The sequence below is a fragment of the Nocardia sp. NPDC004278 genome (assembly GCF_053602975.1).
Window position 1 is genome coordinate 36,152 of the sequence record NZ_JBSGEQ010000024.1, and the last position, 24,502, is coordinate 60,653.

Consider the following 24,502-nt stretch of genomic DNA (forward strand, 5'->3'; position numbering starts at 1 on the left):
GGAGAGCCAGATGTCCCAGGAATACACCTACGACGTCGTGGTCGTCGGCTCCGGCGCGGCGGGTATGACGGCCGCGCTGACCGCCGCCTATCGCGGGCTTTCGGTGGTGCTGATCGAAAAGAGCGGCAGCTTCGGCGGTTCCACCGCCCGCTCCGGCGGCGGTGTCTGGATTCCGAACAATCCGGTGCTGGTGCGCGAGGGTGTGCCCGACAATCCGGACCTGGCCCGGGTCTACCTGAAATCCGTTGTCGGCGACCGGGTTCCGCAGGAGAAGCAGGACGCCTTCCTGGACAACGGGCCGCAGATGTTCACCTATCTCGGCGCGCGCACGAACCATCTCCAATTCGTCTACGACCGTGGCTATTCCGACTACCACCCGGAACTGCCCGGCGGACTCGCGCAGGGCCGCAGTATCGAACCCGCGATCGTCGACGGCCGTCTGCTCGGCAAGGATATGGAGCTGATCAACCGGCCGACCATGTCGGGCCCGAAGGGCATCGCGTTCACCGTCAGCGACTTCCACGATCTGAATATGATCGCGCGGACCTGGAAGGGTAAGCGCACCGCGCTCAAGGTGGGCGCGCAGGCCGTGCTGAACCGCATTCGCGGGCGGCAGCCGCTGAGTCTCGGCAAGGCCCTGGTGGCGCGGCTGTGGCTGGCACTGCGCGACGCGGGTGTGCCGGTCTGGCTGAATACGCCCCTCACGGATCTCATTGCCGACAACGATGTGGTGGTCGGTGTGCGTGCCGAGCGCGACGGTGCGCCGATCGTTATCCGTGCGCGCCGCGGTGTCGTGCTTGCCGCTGGCGGTTTCGAGCACAACCTGGAGATGCGCGAGCGATTCTTCGCCGAGCCGGTCAGCACCGACTGGACCGTCGGCGCGACCGAGAATGTCGGCGACGGCATTGTGGCGGGTGAAAAGCTCGGCGCCGCACTGGATCTGATGGATGATGCCTGGTGGGGCCCCTCGGTGCGCAATCCGGACGGACCGCCGTTCTTCTGCCTGGCCGAACGCTCCCAGCCCGGCGCGATCATGGTCAATGACGCCGGCGAGCGGTTCACCAACGAATCGGCCAGCTACGTCGATGTGGTGCACACCATGTACGAGCGGCACGCCACCGGTGTCGGCCATGTGCCCGCGCATTTCATCATGGACCAGCGCTTTCGCGATCGGTACCTGTTCCTGGGCACCTTCCCGAAACAGGCCATCCCGCAGAAGTATTTCGACGCCGGAATCATCAAGAAGGCCGATACACTGGCCGAACTCGCCACCAAGATCGGCGTACCGGCCGAAGCCCTGACCGCGACGGTCGAGCGCTTCAACGGCTTCGCGCGCGCCGGGCGCGACGAGGACTTCCATCGCGGCGAATCCGCGTACGACCGCTACTACGGCGACCCCACCGTCACCCCGAATCCGTGCCTGGCGCCGATCGACCAGGGCCCGTTCTACGCGGTCGAGATGGTGCCCGGCGATCTGGGCACCAAGGGCGGTCTGGTCACCGACGAACACTCCCGGGTGCTGCGCACGGACGGTGCGCCGATCCCCGGACTCTATGCGGCGGGCAACAATTCGGCCGCCGTCATGGGCAATAGCTACGCGGGCGCGGGCGCGACCATCGGTCCCGCCATGGTGTTCGGCTATATCGCCGCCCAGCACATCGCCGATCTCGAACATCCCCGAGGAGTATGACGTGGACAGAGTCGCAGGCAAGACCGTCATCATTACCGGCGGCGCGCGCGGCATGGGCGCCGCATTCGCCCGTCGCTTGGCGGCCGAGGGGGCCTCGGTCGTTATCGCGGATGTCCTCGCCGACGAGGGCAAGGCGGTGGCCGCCGAACTCGGGGACAGCGCGCTGTTCGTTCCGCTCGACGTCACCGACGAATCCGCGTGGGCGGCAGTTGTTGCCGAGGCCGAGCGCACCTTCGGACCGGTCTGGGGTCTGGTCAACAATGCGGGGATCGTGCATGTCGATCCGATCGAGCGGCTGGCGGAGGCGGACTACCGCCGCGTCATCGATGTGAACCAGGTCGGGGTCTTCCTCGGTATGAAGGCCGTTGTGCCGTCGATGCGCCGGGCCGGTGGCGGCTCGATCGTCAATATCTCCTCGATCGGCGGCATCATCGCCTTCAGCAATATCCTCGGCTATGTCGCGTCCAAGTGGGCGGTGCGCGGGATGACCAAGGCCGCCGCCCAGGAGTTCGGCGCCGACGGAATCCGAGTCAATTCGGTCCATCCCGGTGTCGTGGCCACCGAGATGACCGCCGACTCCGACCGCTCCAACTCGATGGTGCACGACCAGCCGCTCCCCCGTGCCGCAGCGCCGGGTGAGCTGGCCAACCTCGTGCTGTTCCTCATTTCCGACGAGTCCAGCTTCTGCACCGGCTCCGAATTCGTCGCCGACGGCGGCTACACCACCAAATAACCAAGGACACCTGCTGTGAAGAACTTTGAGGACAAGGTCGTCGTCATTACCGGCGCGGGTGCTGGCATCGGTCGCGCGCTCGCGCTGGAGCTGGCGGGCCAGGGCGCCAGATTGGCGTTGTCCGGGCGAAACCTGGCCAATGTCAGCGAAACCGTCGCACTGTGTGAACAGGCTGGGGCCGAGGCATGCGCCTATCGGCTCGATGTCACCGATCGCGCCGCCGTCTACGCACACGCCGATGAGGTCCGATCCGATTTCGGCCCCGCCAATCTCGTGGTCAACAATGCGGGCGTCTCGCTGACCGCCAATGTCGAGGAGTTGAGCTGGGAAGACTTCGAGTGGATCGTCGGCATCAATTTCTGGGGCGTCATGTACGGCACGAAAGCCTTTCTGCCGCAGGTCATCGCATCCGGTGACGGCCATATCGCCAATGTCTCCAGCATGTTCGGACTCGCTGCCTGTCCGAGCCAGGGCGCTTATAACGCAACCAAATTCGGTATCCGCGGCTTCACCGACGCACTGCGCCAGGAGATGAAGATCGCGGGTTACCCGGTCGGCGTCAGCAGCGTCCATCCCGGCATGATCAAGACCGACATCGCCTGGAAGGCCCGCGCGGGCGGCGACCGCGACCGCGACGCCCTGGCCGCCAACTTCGACAAATTGGCCAAGACGACACCCGAATCCGCCGCGAAGACCATCCTGCGCGGCATCCGCAAGGACAAGGCCAAGATTCTCATCGGTGCCGACGCCCGCGTAATCGATTTGCTGCCCCGGATTTTCGGCTCCGGCTATCAGCGCATCCTGACCGCGCAGATGAAGAAAGAAGTCGAGTGAGACCATGACCCGCTGGTGATTCGCACACCGACCACCGACTTCGTGCCCGCCGTTGCCGCAGCCCGCGCTGGCCGGGAGGTCGTGGCCTGCTCGGCGGGCCCCGATCTCCCGGGCACCGTCGGCGGCCTCGGCATGACGTGCGATCTGACCAGCACCGCCCCGCCTCGGCGGTCCTACCTGACCTTTCGGCCTCGGCCGATGCGGTGCCGCTGATTCCGATTGCCGCACAGCATGTCCCGTTTCACACGCTCGCGTGGGCCGCGCGCAGTAACTTCGCGCCGAGGTCGCGGAGCATTTCCGCCATCTCCGGTGGCTCCCGGACCTCGAATTCCAGGCCCAGGTGGGCGATTCGGAGGGCGGTCCATTCCAATGAGTCGGCAGTGGTGCGCAGGAGGCAGGTTTTGGCGTCGATCGGCTCGATTTCCTCGGGGCGGACGCGGAAGCTTTCGATCAGTTCCGGGGCCGGGGCGTGCACGATGAAGACGACTCGGCGTATCGGGCGGGATTTCGCGAGCGATTCGGTGACGAAAGCCGCGGCGTCCTCGGTGGGTAATTTCCTTGGCGTACTGCGGATTCCGATCGGTTGTGCGGATTCGATGCGGTCGACTCGGAAGGTGCGCCAGTCGGCGCGGTCGATATCCCAGGCGACGAGGTACCAGCGACGGCCCGCGGAGACGAGGTTGTGCGGTTCGGCCAGTCGGCGGGTTTCGGTATCGCCCTTATCGCGGTAATGGAAGCGAATGCGTTCGCCGTCGCGGCAGGCCGCGGCCAGCACAACCAGGGTTTCGGGGTCGATGAGCGGTCCGGCCGCGGGTCCACCGAGCGAGAGCGTCGCGAACCGCACCGCCTCGACGCGGCGGCGCAGCCGGGTGGGCAGCACCTGCTGGAGTTTGACCAGCGCGCGTGCCGATGACTCGTCGATGCCCTCGACCGCGCCGAGTGCGGCATTGCGCAGTCCGAGCGTGATCGCGACCGCTTCGTCGTCGTCGAGCAGCAGCGGCGGGAGCGCGGTCCCCGCAGCCAGGCGGTAGCCGCCGATCGAGCCGAGGCTCGCGTGCACCGGATACTCCAATTCACGCAGCCGTTCGATATCGCGGCGCACCGTCCGCACGGTCACACCGAGGCGTTCGGCCAGTTCCGGACCGGTCCACTCGCGACGGGTCTGCAGTAGGGACAGCAGTTGCAGCAGGCGGGCGGCGGTTTCGGTCACAGCTTCCAGTATGACCCCCAAATGAGGACCGATTCTGACCTCATTCGGCTCTACCGTGGCGATTGTGAACGCAGACCGAGACACCATCCAGATCATCGGGGCCCGTGCCAACAACCTGCGCAATATCTCCCTGGCCATCCCCAAAGGCAAGATCGTCGTCTTCACCGGGGTATCCGGATCGGGCAAATCGTCGGTGGTCTTCGGCACCGTCGCCGTCGAATCGCAGCGCCAGCTCAATGAGACCTTCACCTGGTTCATCCGCAACCGGCTGCCCAAGTACGAGCGGCCCGAGGCCGATGTGATCGACAATCTCGCGCCCGCCGTGGTGGTCGACCAGAAGCCGATCGGCGGCAACTCCCGCTCCACCGTCGGCACGATGACCGATATCCAGTCGGTCATCCGAGTGCTGTTCTCGCGCTATGGCGAGCCCAGTGCCGGTGCGGCGACCCACTATTCGTTCAACGACCCATCGGGCATGTGCCCGGAGTGCGGCGGGCTCGGACATGTCGTGCGGCCGGATCTGGACAAGCTGCTCGATACCGACAAATCGCTCAATGCGGGCGCTATCAACTTCGCGCCCTTCGCGGTGGGCACTTTTCAGTGGCAGCTCTATGCGGAATCCGGACTCTTCGATCCGGATATGCCATTACGCGATTTCACCGCCGAGCAATGGCAACTGTTCCTATACGGCAACGGGTTCCGGGTGCCCCGACTCAATCGGACCGGATCGATGGGCAGCAATGCCTACGAGGGGCTGCTGGAACGTTTCGACCGGCTCTATATCAAACGCGACCTCGGCGCATTGAGCGATAAGAATCGCGCGGCGGCGACGGCAGTGGTCAGCGAGGAGATCTGCCCGGAATGCGGTGGCGCACGGCTGAACTCCGCCGCATTGGCGAGCCGGATCAATGGTCTCGGCATTGCCGAATACGGCCGCCTCGAGGTGTCCGACCTGATCGAGGTGCTGAGCGCACTCGCACAGACCCCCGCCGCGCCGATCGCCGATGCCGCCATTGCCCGGTTGCGGCGGATCGCGGAGGTGGGCCTCGGCTATCTCTCACTCGACCGTGAGACGTCCACCCTTTCGGGCGGTGAAGCCCAGCGGCTCAAGGTCGTTCGGCATCTCGGCTCCAGTCTCACGGGAATGACCTATATCTTCGACGAACCCAGCGTCGGCATGCACCCGCGCGATGTCGGTCGGCTGAACCAACTGCTGATCCAGTTGCGGGACAAGGGAAATACCGTGCTGGTGGTCGAGCACTCCCCCGATGTCATCGCCGTCGCGGACCATATCGTGGATATGGGGCCGGGCGCGGGCGGACATGGCGGTCAGGTCGTCTTCGAGGGCACGCTCACAAAGCTGCGTACCTCGGGCACCCTGACCGGTGAGCGGCTGCGTCTCGTCCGGCCGATCAAGCGCGGCAACCGAACCCCGACCGGCTGGCTCACCGTCGCCGACGCCGACTCCTACAATCTGAAGAACGTCACCGCGCGGTTCCCCACCGGTGTGCTCACCGCGGTCACCGGAGTGGCGGGTTCGGGCAAGAGCACCTTGATATCCGGCGCATTCGTCACCGCCTTCCCGCAGACCATCGCCATCGACCAGTCGGCCATTGCCGCCTCCCGCCGCTCCAGTCCCGCCACCTACATCGGCATCATGGACCCGATGCGGCAATTGTTCGCCAAGGAATACGGCGTCAAGCCCGGCTTGTTCAGCTTCAACTCCGAGGGCGCGTGCGGCGAATGCGGCGGCGCTGGGGTTATTTTCACGGATCTGGCGTACATGGACCCGATCACCACCGTCTGCCAGAGCTGCCATGGCCGCCGCTACCGCCCCGAGGTGCTCGGCTACCCGATTCGCGGCGCATCCATCGCCGATATTCTGGATATGACGGCCGAGCAGGCGCTCGACTTCTGGAACGGCAACGCGGGCAGCAAGATTCACCCGCCGCTGCGCGCACTGAACGAGGTCGGCCTCAGCTACCTGACGCTGGGACGCTCGCTGAGTTCACTGTCCGGCGGTGAGCGCCAGCGCCTCAAACTCGCCGACCACCTGCACCGCAGGGGCGGCATCTACGTGCTCGACGAGCCGACGACCGGGTTGCATATGGCTGACGTCGACACGCTGCTCGCACTGCTGGACCGACTGGTCGACGCGGGCAATACGGTGATCGTCATCGAACACGACCTGGAGGTGGTCAAGCGGGCCGACTGGGTCGTCGATCTCGGGCCCGACGGCGGTAAGCACGGCGGCGAAATCGTCTTCGCCGGAACTCCCACGGCACTGCTCGACGATCACCGCTCCATCACCGCCGACTACCTGCGGCGCAGCGTGACGCAATGACCGTTGACCAGGTCGGCACGCTGAAGCCGCCAGGTTTGCCGTGGTGATCCGGTGCGCACGTGCTCGTGGTTTTGATCAGCGCGCACGCCATCCGGTGGCTCGGGCCCACTCCTGCATGCACGCGAAGACCGCGGCAAACCACGAGTCCTCGGCCAGGCTGGCCGGTGCGCTGGAGTGTCCGAGGCTTGTCGTGGTAGTCCGCGGATCCGGAGCCGCGATCGCTGCGGCACATCCTGCTGACCGGGACGTCCGGTACGCCGGAGCGCTGCGCGGCGGCAATCTGGGATTGCGCTGCCCCGCGGCGCGCGAAACGGGGCGGTATTCGCCAGGGCGATCGGACGGCCGAGCCTCGGTCCGGCGAACCGATGATCTGCCCTTGTCACCTGCTGGGTTGGTGGCTGTCGACAACGTGAGGAGTGACATGACGATCGGAGTGGAGTCGGTGGAGCAACCGGAGGCGGTCTTCGGAGGGCTCGATTCCGATCGGCACGCATCCGTTGTCGAGCTCGATGGGACGTGTCGACTTTCGCGGGAGCGGATCGGTGGGAAGGCGTGGAGCGTCGATCACATGCGGGGGCTGGGACTGCCGGTGCCGCCAGCGTTCGTGCTGACGACCGAGGCCTGGGCGGAATTCGGAGCCAATGGTGGAGTGCTCGGTGCGGAGATCTGGGCCGGGGTACGCGAGGGTATCGCCGCACTGGAGCGTGGGACGGGACGGCGGTTCGGTTCCGAGCAGCGGCCGTTGCTGGTCTCGGTGCGTTCCGGGGCCGCGGTGAGCATGCCCGGAATGATGGATACCGTCCTGAATCTGGGGATGACCGACGCGGTCGAGCGGGCACTGACCGATGAGACCCGAAATCCGTTGTATGCCAGTGACACTCGGCGCAGGTTCAGCACCCAGTATCGGGAGATCGTGCTGGGCGATGCGAATGGCATTGTGCCCGAGGATCCGTGGGAACAGTTGCGCGGTGCTGTCACCGCGGTGTTCCGGTCGTGGGATTCCGCGCGCGCCAAGACCTATCGCCGCACCCGTGGCGTTTCCGATACGCTCGGTACGGCGGTCACGGTGCAGGCCATGGTGTTCGGCAATCTCGACGCGCACTCGGGGACGGGCGTGCTGTTCAGCCGGAACCCGAATACCGGCGAACGCGCGGTCTTCGGTGAATGGCTGATCGGCGGACAGGGCGAGGATGTCGTCTCCGGGCGCACCACCCCACGTCCGCTGGACGACCTCGCGGCGACGCTGCCCGATGTGCACCGGGAATTGCTCGCCGCCGCCGAACTCCTCGAGCGCGACGGCCGCGATATTCAGGACATCGAATTCACGGTCGAGTCCGGCCGGCTGTGGTTGTTGCAGTCGCGGCCGGCGAAACGCTCCGCGCGCGCGGCGGTTCGCGCCGCCGTCGGGATGGTCGACGAGGGCCTCATCGATGTGAACGAGGCATTGCCCCGGGTCAGCGCCGACCAACTGCGGACGGTCCTGCGTCCCGCATCCGGCGATGACACCGGGCTGACCCCGCTCGCCCATGGTGAATCCGCCTGCCCCGGCCTCGCCTCCGGTGTGGTGGTCACCGATCCGGACGAAGCTGAAACACGTTCCGCCGCTGGCGAGCAGGTGATCTTGGCGCGCCCGACGACCAGCCCGGACGATCTGCACGGCATGATCGCGGCGCAGGCCATCGTCACCGAACTCGGCGGCGCGACCTCGCATGCCGCGCTGGTGAGCCGCGAACTGGGCCGCCCATGTGTTGTCGGCTGCGGCCCAGGGGTTGTCGAGGCGCTGGCCGGTCGCCTCGTCACCGTCGACGGCGGAGCGGGCACGGTCTGGCCGGGCCAGGTGGCCGGAAAGGCGGTGGATGCCGCGGTGCTCGAGGACGTCGATCGCCTCGCACAGTGGGCGCGGGTCGATGCCGCCGGGCTGCCCGAGTTCCTGGCCGGCCGCGATCGAAGCGAATCCACGTCAACAGCAGAGCCTTCCGATGCCCAAGTGTTGCGACTACCAGCAGCCCCTCCGGATACCGGCGCCCACAATGCCATCCAGGCGAAACCCGAGGTTTCCGAGCTCGCGATACTGCGCTTGATCGGCATCAAGGGCCGCGTGCAGCCGAACGCCGTCGCCGCGAGCCTCGATATCGCTGAGACCGAAGCCGTCTCCCGCAGTGGTGATTTCGTAACCCGCGGGCTATGTGCCAGCACACCGGTCGGCGTGCGATTGACCCCGCACGGCCGCGAACAACTGACCCAACTCTTGGAACACGAGCGCGCCGATATCGACCGGACCGTCATCGCCGCGGCCTACGATGAATTCTGCCAGTTCAATGCCGAGCTCAAAGAAGTCATCACGGCGTGGCAGATGAAGGACGCGAGTACGGTGAACGATCACTCCGACCATGCCTATGACGCAACGATTTTGGCGCGGCTCACCACGCTGCACCACCGCGTCGCACCGCTGGTCGAACGCATCGGCGCGCTCGCGCCCCGCCTCACGCCCTACACCGATCGGCTGACCCGCGCCGTCGAGCGCATGAACGGTGGCGACCACAGCTGGGTGGCCCGGCCGATCATGGACAGCTATCACACGGTGTGGTTCGAATTGCACGAAGACCTCATCGGCCTGTGCGGCCTGAGCCGCGCCGATGAAGCCGCCGCGGGCCGAGCCCACTAGCGCCATGTTCACCGATAATGCGCAGCGGCGATGGGTGAACTTCGCCGAAATCGACAATGTCCGCGACCTCGGCGGTCTTCCGGTAATCGGCGGCGGCACAACCCGATTCGGCGTCATCTACCGCGCGAGCACACCCCAGCATCTCACCGAGGACGACCTGAGGCGACTCATCGGCCCGGTCGGCCTGCGGACCCTGATCGACCTGCGCAACCCGGACGAGGTGCTGCGCGAGGGCTACGGCAGGCTGACCGGCAATGCGGCCGTGCGCATGGTCAACCTACCGGTGCGCAAGGCGAGCACCGTCGCCGCGACTCCCGGCGAACTCGTTCCCGACGGCAGTCAATACGATCTCGTCGCCCTCTACCGCGAACTCCTCTCCGACAGTGGCGAATCCATCGTTGCGGCGGCACGCATCATTGCCGATTCCGCGCGTCACTCGGTCGTCTTCCATTGCGCCGCGGGAAAAGACCGCACCGGCGTGCTGGCGGCCGTGGTGCTGGACGCGGTGGGTGTGCCCGCCGAGGTGATCGCCGCCGATTACGCGCTCACCGGCGAACGGCTGGAACGCATTCGGCAACGCCTCGACGCGCTGCCGTCGTATCACGGACTGCCCCCGGTGCGTACCGGCATACTCGGGGTCGATCCCGATGTGATCATGCGGTTCCTCGACGAATTGCGCACCACGCACGGTGGCGCGGGCGAATGGCTGCGCGCACATGGCCTTTCCGCTGCCGAACTGGCCCAGCTCCGCAAGGTACTCGTGGACGCCGACTAGCTCGAGTTTTAATACCTGAGGTCGTGTCCCGGTTTGATTCAGAAGCCTTTGCCGAGAATGGCGGCCGCTCGGTGCGACTGCTCCCGGAGCGCGCCAGCATTGTCATCGAACATATTGGCATGGAAGGTAATTCGCGCCACATCGGTAATGCCCGCGAACCGCAGCCAGTAGTCGAAGTACGTGGCGTGGAAGTCGACGCCGAATTCGTCCGGGCTGCTGGGGTGGTAGACGGCGGCCGTGTAGACGATGGCGGCCTTCTTGCCGGCGAGCAGGCCGCGGTAGCCGGTCTGCTGGTCGATGGCGAACAGCAGACCGTTTTGCGAGATCACGTCGATGAAATGCTTGAGGACATAGGGCAGCCCGTGGTTCCACATGGGCACGCTGAACAAGTAGTGCTCGTAGCTGTCGAAGCGGCGGAAGGTGTCCAGCACCCGATTCCAGCTCGTGTTCTGGGCGTCGGTGAGAGGGGTGCCGGTGAGGGCATTCATCTTCGCCTGCGCGGCGGCTGGTCCCATGTCCGGCAGGTCGGTCTCCCAGAGATTCCATTCATCGATCACCGCGTCCGGATGCGCTTCCCGATAGGTGGCCAGGAAGCTGCCGGCCAATGCGATCGACTCCGACTGTTCGCCGCGCGGCGAAGCCGAGATGTGGAGCAAGCGTGTCATGACCATCCTCGAGATGTCGGCGGGTGCTGGTTCAGCAGTAGATCTGTGCATAGAGGCCGCGAATCTCGGCATCGGCCGGGACGCGCGGATTGTTGGCGGGTGAACCCGAGGCCAGCGCCTGCTCGGCCATGACCGGGATCAGCTCATGCCACCGTTGTCTGTCGATGCCGTATGCCTTGGGCGTGGGCACCCGCAGGTCTCGGCACAGCTCGGTCAGCGCCGAGACGAGATTGCCTGCAGCGGTGGCGTTGCCGTCAAGGCTGGTGGCCACCCCGAACGCGCGGGCGCAGTCGGCGTAGCGGTCCGCTGCCGCGCCGACCGAGAACGCGGTGACGGCCGGCAGCAGCATGGCGTTGGAAAGACCGTGCGCGACACCGAAATGCGCGCCGATCGGCCGGCTCATCCCGTGTACGAGCGCGACACTCGAATTCGAGAACGACATCCCCGCGATGGTGGCGGCGAGCATCATCTGCTCGCGGGCCTCGATATCGTCTCCGTCGGCGTAGGCGCGCCGCAAGACGCGGCCGATGGCTCCGACGGCGACGAGAGCGAGATTGTCGGCGAAGGGATTCGCCCTCCTGCTGACGTAGGCCTCGATGGCGTGGGTGAGCGCGTCCACGCCGGTGTCGGCCGTCAGCCGCGGCGGCATCGAGACCGTCAGCTCGTAGTCGATCACCGCGGCGACCGGCAGGAACGCGGGCCCGACACACAGCATCTTCTCGTCGTCATCGCTGTCGCTGATCACCGCGAATTGCGTTGCCTCCGAACCGCTTCCGGCGGTCGTCGGGACAGCGATGACCGGCAGCGCGGGGCCGGCATTGGTGCGCGGAGCCTTGTAGTCGCGCATCTGCCCGCCCTGCCGGCCGAGCAAGCCCAGCGCCTTGGCGGTGTCCATCGGACTGCCGCCGCCGAATCCGATCACCGAGTCCGAGCCGTGCTCGCGGATGGCGAGCAGGCCGGCGGCCAGCGAATCGGTGGTCGGATCGGGGACGGTATCCGGGAACAGCCTCGGTGACAGTCCGGCCGCCGTGAGGTCTTTGATCATTCGCTCCGCCGCGCCGGTACCGACGAGGAACGAGTCGGTGACCACGAGCGGGCGGGTCAGCCCGAGAGTTGCGACCACGTCGGCGATTTCGCGGACCGCGCCGCCGCCGATGCGCAGGATGCGAGGTAGTGCGAGGTGTGCGATCACTGTTGAATCTCCTTCCTACAGCGGTCGAGTCTCGTGCGACATGTCGCAGATCGCAAGCATCAAATCGGCACATTGCTGTGCGTATTCGCACAGGGCGGGTAGCATGCGTCGATGATCGATGCGGATGCCCTCCGGTACTTCCTCGAAGTTGCCCGAACCCGCCGGCTGGTAGGCGCCGGGCAGCGGCTGGGTGTCAATCACACGACGGTGAGCCGCCGAATCGCCGCGCTCGAGCGCTCACTCGGAATCCGCCTATTCGATCGGGCCCCGAGCGGATGGGTGCTCACCGACGCGGGGTACCGCCTGCTGGCCCACGCCGAGGCGGTCGAGTCGACCCTGCTGGCCGCCATGGAGAGCATCGCGGCGGGTGGCCGGTTGTCGGGCACGGTCCGGATCGCCACCCCGGATGGTTTCGGCGCGTTTCTGCTCGCACCGAATCTGGCCGAATTGTGCGCGCAGCATCCCGACCTCGATATCCAAATCGTCACCGCGACAAGGCAGGACGTCGTCGCTACCCGGGAATTCGATATCGCGGTCACCCTCGAGCCCCCATCGCCGAGGTCGGTGGAAGTCAGCGAACTCGCGGACTACCGGTTGGGCCTGTTCGCGGCGCGCGGCTACCTTGCCGCGCATCCGCCCATCACTCGCGTCCCCGACCTGCGCGACCATCGTTTGATCGGCTATGTCGACGCGTTGCTCGACATTCCCGCCCTTCGGATTCTCGATGACATCCTTCCGGGCCATCGCGTGAGCATTCAGACCAACAACATCACCGGCCAATGGAACGCCGTTGCCAGCGGCTTGGGCGTCGCCGTGCTACCGCTCTATATCGGCGATTCCGATCCGCGGCTCGACCGCCTTCTCGCCGAGGAGGTCACAGTCACCCGGAAGTATTGGCTGGTCGTGCCGCGGGACCTGCACCGGCTCGCCCGGGTGCGAACCGCGGTCGCGATGCTGCGCACCATCGTGGCGACTCACGACGGCCTGATACCTGGCACCTAGGTAGTGACACCACATCTCAATGTCTCGGACCCCGCCTCGGCGGGGCCTGCCCCCGGCATCATGAGCGTATGGCAACGCGCGAGGTGGTGCGGGCCGGCGCGTTCGCAAGGGTGTACGACCCCAGTGCCGGTGAGCCGCACCCGTGGTACATCAACGACCACACCGTGGTTCGCGACGCATCGGGTCGCTGGCACCTGTTCGGCATCACCCATCCGGAACCGGCCGACCCGTTCCACGAAATCGAATTCGCCCACGCCACCGCATACCGGCTGCACGGACCATGGACCAAGCAGGCGCCCGCCCTGACCGTGGATCGCGATTACGGCGAGACACATCTGTGGGCACCGCATGTCATCGGCGTCGACGGGCGGTACTACATGTTCTACGCGGGCGGCGGCGTCGATCGGACCGCCGCCGCGATGAATCTGGCCACCTCGCGCGACCTGTACCACTGGACCCGCAGCCGGTCCGGGCCACTGTTCCGCGACGGCTACGACGCCAGGGATCCGATGGTTTTGCGGATCGGCGAGCAGTGGGTCATGTACTACTGCGCCACCAGCGCACCGCGCGGCGGTCACCATGTGGTCGCCTATCGCACCTCCGGGGACCTGGTGCACTGGGGCGATCGGCATATCGCCTATACGGACCCGAGTAGCGGCACCGAGGCGGGCAATACCGAATCGCCGTTCGTCGTGCAGCACGGCGGCTGGTGGTACCTGTTCATCGGTCCACGCCCGCATTACCTCGGAACCGACGTATTCCGCAGCGACACCCCCTACCAGTTCCGTATCGGCGACAAAGCGGGCCATATCGCCGCCCACGCCACCGAACTCGTCCGCGACGATGACCGCTGGTGGATCACCAGCGCGGGCTGGGCCCAGGGCGGTGTGTATCTGGCACCGCTCACCTTCCCGAACCCACCCTCCGTCACCGCGTCCGTCCCCCGCTGACCGCCCGGACCATATCCGCCACCAGCGCCCTGGTCTGCTCGAAGGTCGCCCCGGACACCGCGGGCGCGCCGACCACGGAGCGCATCACCCCCAGACCCAGCAGCACCGCACCGATCAATTCGGCGCGCAGGGCGGCATCGGGACCGTCCAAGCGCGCGGTCATGTCCCGCAGGTAGTCATCGCAGAGCTGGGCGCGCAATTGGTCGCGCACGGCCGCATGGCCCGAAGACCGCAACATCGCCAGCAGCGGATGCTCACCGCCGAAGGCGGGCCAATCCTCGAATACGACATCGCGCAGCAGCGCGTCGACGATGGACACCACCGGTCGATGCGGATCGGCGGCAACCCTTTTCGGGATCTCTAGGTACATTGCCTCGGCATAGAGCTGCTCCTTGGAAACGAAGTAGCGGAACACCAGCGCCGGATCCACCCCGACATCACCTGCGATATCACGGACGCCGGTGCGGTCGAATCCGATGGTGGCGAACCGGATTCGGGCGGCGTCCAGCAGTGCGGATCGGGTGGCGGCACGGTCGCGCCGACGGCCCGGCGCTGCGGTTTCGGTCATGAAGTCAGCGTAAGTCATCAATTGTTGACTTGCCCGATCCGCACTTCCTAGCCTCGATGTCACCGGCCGGTGACTCAACCGAAATTGACTCGAGGAGAAGCGATTCGATGCGCACCTACGTAATAACCGGCGGGACCGACGGCATGGGCAAGGGGCTAGCGCTGCACTTCCTCGGCCGCGGCGACCGGGTGTTCGCGGTCGCCAGCGGTGCGGCCAAAGGCGCCCGATTCCTGAGCGAGGCCGCCGCGCTCGGCGCCGCCGACCGGGCCGTCTTCGTACAGGCCGATCTCAGCACGGTCGCCGGGATGCGAAAGGTGCTCGCCGAGGTCGAGGCCGTCACCGACACCGTCGACGGGCTGGTATTCGGCGCGCAGAACTTCCGGTCGGTACGCCAGGAGACCGTCGACGGTTTCGAATACACCTTCGCACTGTTGTATCTGAGCCGATATGTCCTCGGGCACGGACTCTTCGACGCACTCGAACGCGCCACCGCACCGGTCATCATGAATATCGCGGGCCCCGGTGGACTTCCCGGCACCATCGAATGGGATGACCTGCAACTGCGCGACGGCTATCGCGGAATGCGCGCGTCCATGCAGTCCTCACGCTGCATCGACCTGCTCGGCGCGGCATTTCCGCAACGCCATCCGGGGGCGCGCACCCGATATGTGCTCTACAACCCGCTGATGGTGCGCACCGCCATGGCCGATCCGCTGCCAATGATGCACCGTCTGCTCACCAAGGCCTGGCTGCTGGTCGCCGGGCAACCGGTGCACCAGGCCATCGTCCCCATCGCTGAGCTGATCGACCATCCGCCGACCGAACCGCTCGCGGCCTTCCGGCGCCGCACGCGACTGCCCCTGGCTGGCACGGACTTCGACCCGGCCCGGGCCCGGCGCCTGGACGCGATCACCGCGGAGCTGGTCGACGGCCGAACATCACCGGTGGATAACGACCGCTGACCCGCTGACCCGAAGCCGACCACCCGCCACCCCCTCCGGATGGATAATCCTGGAGGGGGCCTGCGCGTTGGGAGGCGGTCGGGATGGCGCGGATCGGTGTTATGAGCATTTCCGATGGGCGTGACTACGTGCACGCCGGCATCGCGGAATTCATCGAATCGGCGGAGGATCGGCTGGTCGCCGGATTGCAGTCGGCCGGACACGAGGTGGTCCGCGGCGCGGCGCCGATCAGTACGAACGCATTGGCCGGATCGGTGGCCCGCGAAGTGGCCGCCGCCGGTGTGGATCTCACCGTGCTGCACTACGCGGTCTGGGCATTCCCGCACTTCACCATGCTGGCCGCGGGGGCAACGCCGGGGCCGCTACTGCTGCTGTCCAATATCGATCCGGTGCAGCCCGGCATGGTCGGCATGCTGGCCGCGGGCGGTGCACTCGATCAGATCGGCCGCACGCACGCCCGGTTATGGGGCGATCCGGCCGATACCGAGCTGATCGCGGCGATCGGCATCCAGGCCACCGCGGCGGCGGCCGTATCCAGTTTGCGCGGCAGCACTTTCGGGCGCTTCGGCGGTCGGCCGATGGGGATGAATACGGCCGTGGCCAATACCGATCAGTGGCAGCGCTTATTCGGCATCGATGTCGAGGAAATAGACCAGTGGGAGATCGTGCGCCGCGCCGAATCGGCCGATGCCGGGGAGGCGAAGGGGGCGCGAGAGTGGTTGGAGCGCAATACCGCTGGCGTGCACTACGACGGCGTGAAACTCACCCCGGAATTGCTGGAACGACAGATCCGCTCATATCTGGCGGTGCGCGAACTGATCGCCGAATGGCGCCTGGACTTCTCCGGCATCAAGGGTCAGCCCGAACTCACCCAGTACTTCGCGACCATGGATATCACCGAGGCGTTCCTCAATGATCCCTACGATTGGAACGGCCCCAAACAACCCCATGTGTGCGCGACCGAAGCAGATATGGACGGCGCGCTCACCATGCAGCTGCTCCATCGAATCGCGCACACCCCGGTGCTCTTCGCCGATGTCCGGCACTATCACGCAGACCGCGATATCTGGGATCTGTGCAACTCCGGCCAACACGCCACCTGGTTCGCGGCCCGCAGCGCGGATCCGCAGGAAAACCTGGCCAATGTGCATCTATATCCGGAGGTGTTCTTCTTCCCGGCGGGCGGCGCCTCCGTGCACCATCTGGCCGCACCCGGCCGCATGACCCTGGCCCGCCTCACCCGCAAGGACGGCGACTATCGAATGCAGCTGATGCTGGGCGATTTCGAAACCTACGACCCGGCGACCAACGAAGCACTGATGAAGCAGTCCACCTGGGAATGGCCACATGCCTTCGCCCGCTTGGACGCACATGCCGGAGATTTCCTGTCCCGCTTCGGCGCCAACCATATTCACGCCGTCCCCGGCGATCATCGGGCCCCGGTCCGAGCCGCCTGCGATCTCCTCGATATCACCGTCGACGAATTCACCCGATGACGAGCTCCACGAACAGGAGGGCCGGATATGTTCCTCGGAGTTGATATCGGAACCTCCAGTTCCAAGGGCGTGCTGGTCCAGCCGGACGGCACCGTCATTGCCAGATCCGAATGTAGGCACGGCGTTTCGACGCCGCGACCGGGTTGGGTCGAACATGATGCCGAAGGGGTTTGGTGGGCGGAATTCTGCGCGATCATCCGCGAACTCCTCGACGCGGCCGGCGGCGCGCCCCTCGACGCACTCGGCGTATCCGGGATCGGCCCCTGCCTGCTGCCCGCCGACGCCAACGGAATTCCGCTGCGCCCGGCCATCCTGTATGGCGTAGATACCAGGGCTACCGCCGAAATCGCCGAACTGAACCAGGAATTCGGCGCAGCCGCGGTGCTCGAGCGCGGTGGTTCCCCTTTGACCAGCCAGGCCGTCGGCCCCAAATTGCGCTGGCTGGCCCGCCATGAGCCACCGGTCGCGGCCCGCACCACCATGCTGTTGATGGCGAGTTCATTTCTGGTGCATCGACTTACCGGCCGCTATGTGCTCGACCATCAATCGGCCAGCCAGTGTGTGCCGATATATGATCTGCGCCAACGCAATTGGGCGTGGGACTGGGCGGCTGCCGTCGCACCGGGTCTGGCATTGCCCGAATTGTTCTGGCCCACTGAGATTGTCGGACGGGTGCGCGCGGCCGCCGCGGCAGCAACCGGACTACCCGCCGGACTCCCGGTCACCACCGGAACCATCGACGCCTGGGCCGAGGCCGCCAGCGTCGGCGTCCGCGCACCCGGCGATGCGATGATCATGTACGGCACCACCATGTTCCTCGTGCAGGTGCTCACCGACCCGCGACCGCATCCCGGACTGTGGCTCACCTGCGGAGCCTGGCCGGGCACCTACACATCTGCTGCGGGCATGGCGACCTCGGGCGCGGTCACGGATTGGCTTCGCGGACTCGTCGGCGGCGACTTCGCCGAACTCGTGGCCGAGGCCGCCGAGGTCCCCGCGGGCAGTCGCGGCCTGCTCGCGTTGCCCTATTTCGCGGGCGAGCGCACACCGCTGTTCGATCCGGACGCCAGGGGCATAATCGCCGGTCTCACCCTCGGACACGGACGTGCGGAGCTGTATCGGGCGGTGCTGGAGGGCATTGCCTACGGCGTGCGGCACAACCTCGAGGCAATGACCGCCGCGGGCGGGCAGGCGCAACGGCTGGTCGCGGTAGGCGGCGGCACCAAGGGTGGGCTCTGGACCCAGATCGTCACCGATGTGACCGGCCTGCCGCAGCAACTCCCGGCCGATACCGTCGGGGCCTGCCTCGGCGACGCCCTGCTCGCGGCGGCGGCCGTCGGCGTCGATACCGCGGGCTGGAACCCCATCATCGGCGTGGTGGAACCCGATCCGGAGCACGGAGCAATTTACGCTGCGTACTACCCGCGCTACCGCGAGATGTACGAATCCACCAGGCATATCGCGCATTTCCTTGCGGCGGAACAGCACCGATCCGCACCTCCCCCATAAGCCCGTGCCTGTGCGAGGATGCAAGGTTGCCGATAGGACAGTGATCGCGAGGGATCTCGATGCCGACCATGACCCTGACCCGAAATAACTTCGACGCGACCGTCGCGAACAGTCATATCGTGCTGATCGACTGGGGCGCGCAATGGTGTGAGCCATCGCGCCGCTTCGCCGAGGTCTTCGAGGCATCCTCGGACCTGCACCCCGAGATCGTCTACGGCACGGTCGATATCGACGCCGAACAGCATCTGACCCAAGTGGCCAAGATCGAGGCGTATCCGACCCTCATGGCCTTCCGCGAGGGCCTGCTGGTGTATTCGGAGGCCGGAGCGATGGCCGCCGAATCGATGGAGGAACTGGTGCAGCAGATCCTCTGGCTGGATATGGACCAGTTCCGGCGCGAGCTGGCCGAACTCTCGGCCAGCGTGTCGGTCGGCGAACCCGAACAGCCGCAGACCGGCTTCACTTACCAGAAGCGCGCGGGCCACGCGGCGGTGACCGACCGATACGGCTGGCCGGGGCTGTGAGCACGCCGGGGTCGGAACTCTGGCGCCTGGATGCCGCGCGCACCCGCTCGATCAGTGCGGAGAATCCGACCGGCGCCCCCGGTGCGGGTGCTCGCGCGACCGATGGCACCGGCGCACATGCGGCGCGGCTGCTCGGCCCCGGCTGGAAGGTCTCACCCTCCATTCACCTGGCGGCGGGCGAAACCGCAACGCTGGCAGATATTTCCGGCCCCGGTGTACTCCGGCACTGCTGGCTCACCACCGACCGCAGCGCGCTCGGGTTGATCACCCTGCGCATGTATTGGGACGCCGAGCCGCGGCCCGCGATCGAGCTGCCGCTCGGCGACTTCTTCTGCAATGGCTGGGACGAATTGGCGCTGGTGCGATCGGAAATGGTGGTCGTCGCCCCGGCCGGAGGCCTGAACAGCTACTGGCCCATGCCTTTTCGCGCGCACGCCAGGATCACCCTGCACAATGGCAGTGCGCGTGCGGTTCCGGTCTACTACCAGTTCACCTACACCGAGCAGGACGTCCCTGCGGACGCCGGATATCTGCACGCGCTGCGTCGCACCGGCACACCGCTGGGCGCGCCCGCCGTGCACACCATCCTCGACACGGTGCCCGGACCGGGCCGGTATGTCGGCACCTACCTGGCCATCCGGCCGGGCGCACCGGGCTGGTGGGGTGAGGGCGAGCTGAAGTTCTACCTCGACGGCGACACCACCCATCCGACGCTGTGCGGTACCGGCACCGAGGACTACTTCGGCGGCGCCTGGAACTTCGACCTCGACGGCGCGTACCGCACCTATTCGACGCCCTACCTCGGACTGCACCAGGTGCTGCCCTCCGATGAGATCTACCGGCCACAGCAGCGATTCGGCATGTATCGCTGGCATATCCGCGATCCCATCTGCTACCAGCGGGAGCTGCGCGTGACAATGCAGGCGCTCGGCTGGCATGACGACGGCACGTACCTGCCGCTGGAAAACGCGGATATCGCGACGACGGCGCTGTGGTATCAGGGCCTAGTGCGGGGTATCAGGGCCTAGTGCGGGCTTAGGTCCTCGTCATCCGGCAGTTCCATGGCGAGTAGCTCATCGGCGCGGGACAGGGCATCGTCCATCGCCGATTCGATGCCGTCCAGCACCGACAACCCGTCCAGCAGGCCGGACAGCTCGCGACGGGTGGCTTCCAATTCCGCGACCGCCGGGTCGACGCGATACCACCCGACGCCGTCACACCACCAAGGGTCCTCGTCGATCCACGCCCACATCACATCACGCACCAGCCGGGCGTCGGGGGTGTACATCTGGAAGCAGTCGTCCGCCCCGTCCGCGCGGTGCTCCAGTTCGTAAACGTTGTCGGGCAGCAGGCGAGCCTGGATGTAGGCGCGCTCGCCGCGGCTGACCACGATCGCGGGGCAGTCGAGGTCGGGTGGTGCGTGCAGCAGATCGTCCAGCAGCGGATCCGTCAGGGCAGGCAATGTGGTTCCGTCGCCCGTGCGGACGTGCACGTCGGCGTGCCGGTCCGGGTCGTCGCTCACCGCGACAGTCTGCCTCATCCGGAAATCCGCGGTGCGGCGGGGCGAAATGCGACGCGATGCCGGTGTCCGGGTGCAAGGTAGTGCTATGCGCGCGGTCGTGATCGAGACGCCAGGGAATTTCTCGGTGCGGACGGTGCCGGATCCGACACCCGGTCCCGGCCAGGTCGTGGTCCGGGTGGACGCGGTCGGGATCTGCGGTACCGATGTGCACATTGTCGACGGCGAGTTCCCGCCGACGCCCTATCCGATCGTGCCGGGCCACGAGTTCGCCGGTGCCACCGCGACCACCGCCGACGAATTCGACCGCCCGCAGGGCTGGGAGGTGGTCATCGACTGCACCGGCGCGATCGCCGCCATCGAGGATGGGCTCGGCCGGGTGCGCCGCGGCGGGGTGTTCCAGCAGTTCGGCGTGGCGCCGGGGGCGGCGACCGCATCGATTTCGCCGTTTCGGATCTACCACGACGAGATCACCATCGTGGGTTCGATGGCGGTGCTGCACAGTTTCGGGCGCGCGGTCGAACTGATGGGCAAGGGGGTGATCGATGCCGACACCATGATCACCCACGGCTTCGGTTTGCCCGAATTCGCCGATGCGCTACAGACTTTCCGTGACGGCACCGGTCGCAAGATCCAGATTCGACCGGATCGGGATTCCGGCGGGGTGTCCGCCTGATGGCCACCGTCGTCGGAGTCGACAGCTCCACCCAATCCTGCAAGGTCGTCCGCTGTGATGCCGATACCGGCGAGATCTTGGCGCAGGCCTACGCCCCGCACCCGGATGGCACCGAGGTTTCCGCGGAATCCTGGTGGCAGGCACTGTGTTCGGCGGGCGACGGATTGCTCGATCGGACCGATGCGGTGGCGGTGGCGGGTCAGCAACAGGGGCTGGTCGCACTCGACGCCGACGGCCGGCCGGTACGGGATGCGTTGCTGTGGAACGATATTCGCTCGGCACACGCGGCCGAGGAGTTGATCGCCGAACTCGGCGGCCCGCAGGCGTGGGCCGATGCCGTCGGCAGTGTGCCGCTGGCCGCGTTCATCGTCGCCAAACTGCGCTGGCTGGCCGATCACGAACCCGCACACGCCGACCGGACACACCGAGTGCTGCTGCCACACGACTATCTCACCTGGCGGCTGCGGGGTGGGCCGTCCGATCGTAGGGTCGAACCGACCACCGACCGCGGCGAGGCGTCGGGCACCGGCTACTGGTCGCCCGCGACCGGGGCCTATCGCAAAGACCTCCTGGCGCTGGCTTTCCGGGGCCGCACGCCGGAGCTCCCCCGCGTCGCCGGACCGGCCGAAGTGGTCGGACGCACGCCCGCCGGCGCGCTGGTCGCGGCGGGCACCGGTGACAATGCCGGCGCCGCACTCGGTTTGGGCATCGAGTACGGTGACGTCGTGATGTCACTGGGCACCAGCGGCACGGTCTACACCCGGGCCGCAGCGCCCAGCGCCGACGCCGCCGGAGCAATCGCCGGATTCGCCGATGCGACCGGCGCTTTCCTGCCGCTGGTCTGCACGCTCAATGCCGCCCGGATACTGGATTCCACCGCCGCCCTGCTCGACGTGGACCTGCCCGGGTTGGAAACCCTTGCGCGCCAGGCACCCCCGGGTGCGGAAGGGGTCGTACTCCTGCCCTACCTGTCCGGGGAACGCACCCCGAATCTGCCGCACGCCACCGGCAGTCTGCACGGTCTGCGACCGGAAACCCTGCGCCCCAGCCATATTGCCCGCGCAGCGTTCGAGGGCATGCTCTGCAATATGGCCGACGCGCTCGACCGCCTGCGCGCCATCGGAATACCGATCCACCGCGTACTGCTCATCGGCGGTGCGGCCCGCTCCCGTCTGGTCGCCGAACTCGCCGCCCAGATCATCGGGGTCACGGTTAGCGTGCCCGAGCCGAACGAGTACGTCGCGCTCGGAGCCGCCCGGCAGGCGGCATGGGCCCTCGGCGGCTCGGAGCGGCCACCGCAATGGACCGCACGCACCGCCGGCGAGGTTCACGCATCCGGCGACGGCGGGGCGATCGGTCGGCGCATCCGAGCCGAGTACAAGCGCGCACAACGGGCCGTCTTCGCTCGATGAGAACGCCGCCTAACAGCGCAAATACCGCAGCGCGCGAAACGCAGGTGGCCGAATTCGCGATGTTGTAGTACAAGCATTTCCACTTGCTGTCGAGTGAGGATCGGCGGCACCGTACCCGGGGGATCATCATGGAATCCGCGCACCCACCGCGACGTCGGCTCGTCGTCTACGTCGCCGGTCTTTCCGAACCGCCGCACGCGGCCAAGGACCTGTTCAACAAGCTGCGACACGAGCCGGGATACGGGCCCGAGGAGGCCATCTACTGGCAGTTCCCGGAGCCGGTCACCCGGCTGAGCCGGGGCAGTCTGACCGCACGCTGCCGCGATCTCGCCGATCGCATCGACGCGTACTGGAGCGGACCGCGCCGGACCTCGGAGATCGTCCTCATCGGACACAGCATCGGCGGCGTCATGCTCCGCTACGCCTTCCTACAGGCACTGCGCGGTCTCGACGGCCCGCAATTGGCCTGGGCCGATGCGGTCACCCGCATCGTGCTGCTGGCCGCGCCGAACCGCGGCATAGCTCTCGACCGCGCGCCATGGCCGTGCCGGGTGGCGGCGAAGCTGCTGGCGCCGCTGCTGCGGATGTTCACCGTGTTCGACCTGCTCTGCGGCACACCGTTCATCACCAACCTGCGCATCCAATGGCTGCGCGAAATATCCGATCTCGGCAAGAAGGCGCCGACCGTCGTGCAGGTGCGCGCCACGAATGACTGGGCGGTGGACCGCGAGGACAGCCGCGATCTGGAATCGCTGCCCACCGGCGTACAGAAGCTGATGCCCAATTCGACGCACGGCGATATTGCGTGCACCGGACGCAAGGTCCGCGAGGACTACACCGGGCAGCGCTACGACATCCTGCGTTGGGCCATTACCGAGGATGTCGCCGCCACCGATCCGAGCCCACTGCCCGAGCACGAGGCAGCCATCAAGTCGGTTGTGTTCGCACTGCACGGAATTCGGTCCGGCAATGGGGAATGGCCGACCCAACTCGAGTCCAAGCTGCACGAGTTCGAGAAGGACGTGCTGGTGGTGACCCCGTCGTACGGGCGGCTGTCGGCCTACGACTTCGCATTGCCGTTCACCCGGCGACGCAATCTGCGCTGGTTCGCCGATCAGTACAGCTACTATCGGGCCCGGCATCCCGACGTTCCGTTCCACTTCGTCGGTCACAGCAACGGCACCTATTTGTTCGGACAATCGCTCGAGCAGATTCCGGCGCTGGAATTCCACAATGTCTTCCTGGCGGGCAGTGTGCTGCCCCGGGAATTCGACTGGGTGAAATGCGCCGACAACGGGCAGATCCGCACCCTGGTCAATGTGTGCGCGAGCGCCGATAAACCGGTCGCCTGGCTGTGCAGCGCCCTGCGTGGGCTCGGTATGCGCGATGTCGGTGTCGGCGGATTCACCGGATTCGACTCCGTTCCGCCCGGCACGCTGCAGGTGCGCTACATCAAGGGCGGGCACGGTGCGGCGCTGGTGAACCGGCGGCTGCCCGGTGTCGTCGGTTTCGTCCACGACGGCGAACCGCCCTGCGAACCCGAGCCCACCGAGCCCACCGAGTTCTTCGGGCTGATGTCGCGTTCCGCTCCCATGGTGACCTCGCTGACCGGTGCGGCGCTGATCGGCCTCGGCTGCCTCACCGTCGCCACGCTCGGCCCGCTGCTCGGCCTCGGCATCGTCGGCGGACTGCTGGCGGCCACCTACGCCGGACTCAAGGTCGCCTGATATGCGGGCACTTCCTCACCGCCCAGCGAAACGCCAACCGATGAATTTC

Annotated in this window: 22 protein-coding genes; 17 read left to right on the plus strand and 5 right to left on the minus strand. The window is 66.7% G+C overall.

Translation table 11 applies throughout. The annotated features are described in order from the left end of the window. Window positions 1–10 precede the first annotated feature (10 nt). From kstD to ACWEO2_RS30385, 4 genes are read left to right on the plus strand one after another with little or no spacing between them, the layout of a single operon-like run. Entirely contained in the window at window positions 11–1,690 is a 1,680-nt protein-coding gene (gene kstD, locus ACWEO2_RS30370) for a 3-oxosteroid 1-dehydrogenase (RefSeq protein WP_452408460.1), read from the plus strand. 1 nt (window position 1,691) lies between these two features. Next, complete coding sequence (locus ACWEO2_RS30375) at window positions 1,692–2,423, plus strand: glucose 1-dehydrogenase (RefSeq protein WP_354956199.1); 732 nt, start codon at window positions 1,692–1,694, stop codon at window positions 2,421–2,423. Window positions 2,424–2,438: 15 nt separating this feature from the next. Beyond that, window positions 2,439–3,257 (plus strand): SDR family NAD(P)-dependent oxidoreductase, encoded by an 819-nt coding sequence (locus ACWEO2_RS30380; protein WP_452408461.1) that lies wholly within the window; start codon window positions 2,439–2,441, stop codon window positions 3,255–3,257. 15 nt (window positions 3,258–3,272) lie between these two features. After that, the gene (locus tag ACWEO2_RS30385) at window positions 3,273–3,470 is read left to right on the plus strand and encodes a hypothetical protein (RefSeq protein WP_452408462.1); all 198 of its coding nucleotides are present in this window, start codon (window positions 3,273–3,275) and stop codon (window positions 3,468–3,470) included. A gap of 28 nt (window positions 3,471–3,498) precedes the next feature. Here ACWEO2_RS30385 and ACWEO2_RS30390 read toward each other — a convergent pair whose 3' ends face one another. Beyond that, entirely contained in the window at window positions 3,499–4,467 is a 969-nt protein-coding gene (locus ACWEO2_RS30390; RefSeq protein WP_452408463.1) for a helix-turn-helix transcriptional regulator, read from the minus strand. A 64-nt stretch (window positions 4,468–4,531) separates the two neighbouring features. On the opposite strand from ACWEO2_RS30390, the gene ACWEO2_RS30395 reads away from it, so the two are divergent. The 3 genes from ACWEO2_RS30395 to ACWEO2_RS30405 all read left to right on the plus strand — a co-directional run bounded on the left by ACWEO2_RS30395 (window position 4,532) and on the right by ACWEO2_RS30405 (window position 10,251). Beyond that, window positions 4,532–6,811 (plus strand): ATP-binding cassette domain-containing protein, encoded by a 2,280-nt coding sequence (locus ACWEO2_RS30395; RefSeq protein WP_452408464.1) that lies wholly within the window; start codon window positions 4,532–4,534, stop codon window positions 6,809–6,811. A 421-nt stretch (window positions 6,812–7,232) separates the two neighbouring features. Further along, window positions 7,233–9,476: a pyruvate, phosphate dikinase gene (locus tag ACWEO2_RS30400; RefSeq protein WP_452408465.1), complete on the plus strand. Its 2,244-nt coding sequence runs from the start codon at window positions 7,233–7,235 to the stop codon at window positions 9,474–9,476. Window positions 9,477–9,480: 4 nt separating this feature from the next. Further along, on the plus strand, window positions 9,481–10,251 hold the full coding sequence (locus ACWEO2_RS30405; protein ID WP_452408466.1) for a tyrosine-protein phosphatase: 771 nt from the start codon (window positions 9,481–9,483) through the stop codon (window positions 10,249–10,251). Between the two features lie 38 nt (window positions 10,252–10,289). On the opposite strand, the gene ACWEO2_RS30410 is transcribed toward ACWEO2_RS30405, so the two are convergent. Further along, window positions 10,290–10,916, minus strand: a complete 627-nt coding sequence (locus tag ACWEO2_RS30410; RefSeq protein WP_452408467.1) for an FMN-dependent NADH-azoreductase — start codon at window positions 10,914–10,916, stop codon at window positions 10,290–10,292. Between the two features lie 31 nt (window positions 10,917–10,947). Further along, window positions 10,948–12,108 (minus strand): iron-containing alcohol dehydrogenase, encoded by a 1,161-nt coding sequence (locus tag ACWEO2_RS30415; protein WP_452408468.1) that lies wholly within the window; start codon window positions 12,106–12,108, stop codon window positions 10,948–10,950. A 111-nt stretch (window positions 12,109–12,219) separates the two neighbouring features. Here ACWEO2_RS30415 and ACWEO2_RS30420 point away from each other — a divergent pair, with 111 nt between their 5' ends. Both ACWEO2_RS30420 and ACWEO2_RS30425 read left to right on the plus strand, forming a co-directional pair. Then, window positions 12,220–13,110 (plus strand): LysR family transcriptional regulator, encoded by an 891-nt coding sequence (locus ACWEO2_RS30420; RefSeq protein ID WP_452408469.1) that lies wholly within the window; start codon window positions 12,220–12,222, stop codon window positions 13,108–13,110. A 68-nt stretch (window positions 13,111–13,178) separates the two neighbouring features. Further along, window positions 13,179–14,060 (plus strand): glycosyl hydrolase family 32, encoded by an 882-nt coding sequence (locus ACWEO2_RS30425; protein WP_452408470.1) that lies wholly within the window; start codon window positions 13,179–13,181, stop codon window positions 14,058–14,060. On the opposite strand, the gene ACWEO2_RS30430 is transcribed toward ACWEO2_RS30425, so the two are convergent. Beyond that, the gene (locus ACWEO2_RS30430) at window positions 14,038–14,628 is read right to left on the minus strand and encodes a TetR/AcrR family transcriptional regulator (protein WP_452408471.1); all 591 of its coding nucleotides are present in this window, start codon (window positions 14,626–14,628) and stop codon (window positions 14,038–14,040) included. The genes ACWEO2_RS30425 and ACWEO2_RS30430 overlap by 23 nt on opposite strands. Before the next feature lie 107 nt (window positions 14,629–14,735). Between ACWEO2_RS30430 and ACWEO2_RS30435 the strand changes: the two genes are divergently transcribed. The 5 genes from ACWEO2_RS30435 to ACWEO2_RS30455 all read left to right on the plus strand — a co-directional run bounded on the left by ACWEO2_RS30435 (window position 14,736) and on the right by ACWEO2_RS30455 (window position 20,147). Beyond that, window positions 14,736–15,590, plus strand: a complete 855-nt coding sequence (locus ACWEO2_RS30435) for an SDR family NAD(P)-dependent oxidoreductase (protein ID WP_452408472.1) — start codon at window positions 14,736–14,738, stop codon at window positions 15,588–15,590. 83 nt (window positions 15,591–15,673) lie between these two features. Beyond that, complete coding sequence (locus ACWEO2_RS30440; protein WP_452408473.1) at window positions 15,674–17,086, plus strand: L-fucose/L-arabinose isomerase family protein; 1,413 nt, start codon at window positions 15,674–15,676, stop codon at window positions 17,084–17,086. Window positions 17,087–17,113: 27 nt separating this feature from the next. Then, the gene (locus ACWEO2_RS30445) at window positions 17,114–18,595 is read left to right on the plus strand and encodes an FGGY-family carbohydrate kinase (RefSeq protein ID WP_452408474.1); all 1,482 of its coding nucleotides are present in this window, start codon (window positions 17,114–17,116) and stop codon (window positions 18,593–18,595) included. A gap of 59 nt (window positions 18,596–18,654) precedes the next feature. Next, the gene (locus tag ACWEO2_RS30450) at window positions 18,655–19,119 is read left to right on the plus strand and encodes a thioredoxin family protein (RefSeq protein WP_452408475.1); all 465 of its coding nucleotides are present in this window, start codon (window positions 18,655–18,657) and stop codon (window positions 19,117–19,119) included. After that, window positions 19,116–20,147 carry a glycoside hydrolase family 172 protein gene (locus ACWEO2_RS30455; protein WP_452408476.1) on the plus strand — a complete coding sequence of 344 codons (1,032 nt, stop codon included), beginning with the start codon at window positions 19,116–19,118 and terminating at the stop codon, window positions 20,145–20,147. The genes ACWEO2_RS30450 and ACWEO2_RS30455 overlap by 4 nt, the downstream gene beginning before the upstream one ends. Here the strand turns inward: ACWEO2_RS30455 and ACWEO2_RS30460 are convergent. Continuing rightward, window positions 20,144–20,659 carry a hypothetical protein gene (locus ACWEO2_RS30460; protein WP_452408477.1) on the minus strand — a complete coding sequence of 172 codons (516 nt, stop codon included), beginning with the start codon at window positions 20,657–20,659 and terminating at the stop codon, window positions 20,144–20,146. The two genes, ACWEO2_RS30455 and ACWEO2_RS30460, sit on opposite strands and share 4 nt — an antisense overlap. A 67-nt stretch (window positions 20,660–20,726) precedes the next feature. On the opposite strand from ACWEO2_RS30460, the gene ACWEO2_RS30465 reads away from it, so the two are divergent. The 3 genes from ACWEO2_RS30465 (at window position 20,727) to ACWEO2_RS30475 (ending at window position 24,453) form a co-directional block, all read left to right on the plus strand. After that, a complete protein-coding gene (locus ACWEO2_RS30465) occupies window positions 20,727–21,314 on the plus strand; it encodes an alcohol dehydrogenase catalytic domain-containing protein (protein WP_355187726.1) in 588 nt (195 codons plus the stop codon). Further along, on the plus strand, window positions 21,314–22,726 hold the full coding sequence (gene xylB / locus ACWEO2_RS30470; protein WP_452408478.1) for a xylulokinase: 1,413 nt from the start codon (window positions 21,314–21,316) through the stop codon (window positions 22,724–22,726). Before ACWEO2_RS30465 ends, xylB begins: the two co-directional genes overlap by 1 nt. Window positions 22,727–22,854: 128 nt before the next feature. Continuing rightward, the gene (locus tag ACWEO2_RS30475) at window positions 22,855–24,453 is read left to right on the plus strand and encodes a hypothetical protein (protein WP_452408479.1); all 1,599 of its coding nucleotides are present in this window, start codon (window positions 22,855–22,857) and stop codon (window positions 24,451–24,453) included. Window positions 24,454–24,502: the final 49 nt, after the last annotated feature.

What these genes read in the sequence shown, in the direction of transcription:
- ACWEO2_RS30450 (WP_452408475.1), top strand. Translation starts at nt 18,655, where the DNA reads ATGCCGACCATGACCCTGACCCGAAATAACTTCGACGCGACCGTCGCG.
- ACWEO2_RS30420 (WP_452408469.1), top strand. Translation starts at nt 12,220, where the DNA reads ATGATCGATGCGGATGCCCTCCGGTACTTCCTCGAAGTTGCCCGAACC.
- ACWEO2_RS30460 (WP_452408477.1), bottom strand. Translation starts at nt 20,659, where the DNA reads ATGAGGCAGACTGTCGCGGTGAGCGACGACCCGGACCGGCACGCCGAC.
- ACWEO2_RS30465 (WP_355187726.1), top strand. Translation starts at nt 20,727, where the DNA reads ATGCGCGCGGTCGTGATCGAGACGCCAGGGAATTTCTCGGTGCGGACG.
- ACWEO2_RS30445 (WP_452408474.1), top strand. Translation starts at nt 17,114, where the DNA reads ATGTTCCTCGGAGTTGATATCGGAACCTCCAGTTCCAAGGGCGTGCTG.
- ACWEO2_RS30410 (WP_452408467.1), bottom strand. Translation starts at nt 10,916, where the DNA reads ATGACACGCTTGCTCCACATCTCGGCTTCGCCGCGCGGCGAACAGTCG.
- ACWEO2_RS30430 (WP_452408471.1), bottom strand. Translation starts at nt 14,628, where the DNA reads ATGACCGAAACCGCAGCGCCGGGCCGTCGGCGCGACCGTGCCGCCACC.
- ACWEO2_RS30425 (WP_452408470.1), top strand. Translation starts at nt 13,179, where the DNA reads ATGGCAACGCGCGAGGTGGTGCGGGCCGGCGCGTTCGCAAGGGTGTAC.
- ACWEO2_RS30435 (WP_452408472.1), top strand. Translation starts at nt 14,736, where the DNA reads ATGCGCACCTACGTAATAACCGGCGGGACCGACGGCATGGGCAAGGGG.
- ACWEO2_RS30475 (WP_452408479.1), top strand. Translation starts at nt 22,855, where the DNA reads ATGGAATCCGCGCACCCACCGCGACGTCGGCTCGTCGTCTACGTCGCC.
- kstD (WP_452408460.1), top strand. Translation starts at nt 11, where the DNA reads ATGTCCCAGGAATACACCTACGACGTCGTGGTCGTCGGCTCCGGCGCG.
- ACWEO2_RS30440 (WP_452408473.1), top strand. Translation starts at nt 15,674, where the DNA reads ATGGCGCGGATCGGTGTTATGAGCATTTCCGATGGGCGTGACTACGTG.
- xylB (WP_452408478.1), top strand. Translation starts at nt 21,314, where the DNA reads ATGGCCACCGTCGTCGGAGTCGACAGCTCCACCCAATCCTGCAAGGTC.
- ACWEO2_RS30405 (WP_452408466.1), top strand. Translation starts at nt 9,481, where the DNA reads ATGTTCACCGATAATGCGCAGCGGCGATGGGTGAACTTCGCCGAAATC.
- ACWEO2_RS30400 (WP_452408465.1), top strand. Translation starts at nt 7,233, where the DNA reads ATGACGATCGGAGTGGAGTCGGTGGAGCAACCGGAGGCGGTCTTCGGA.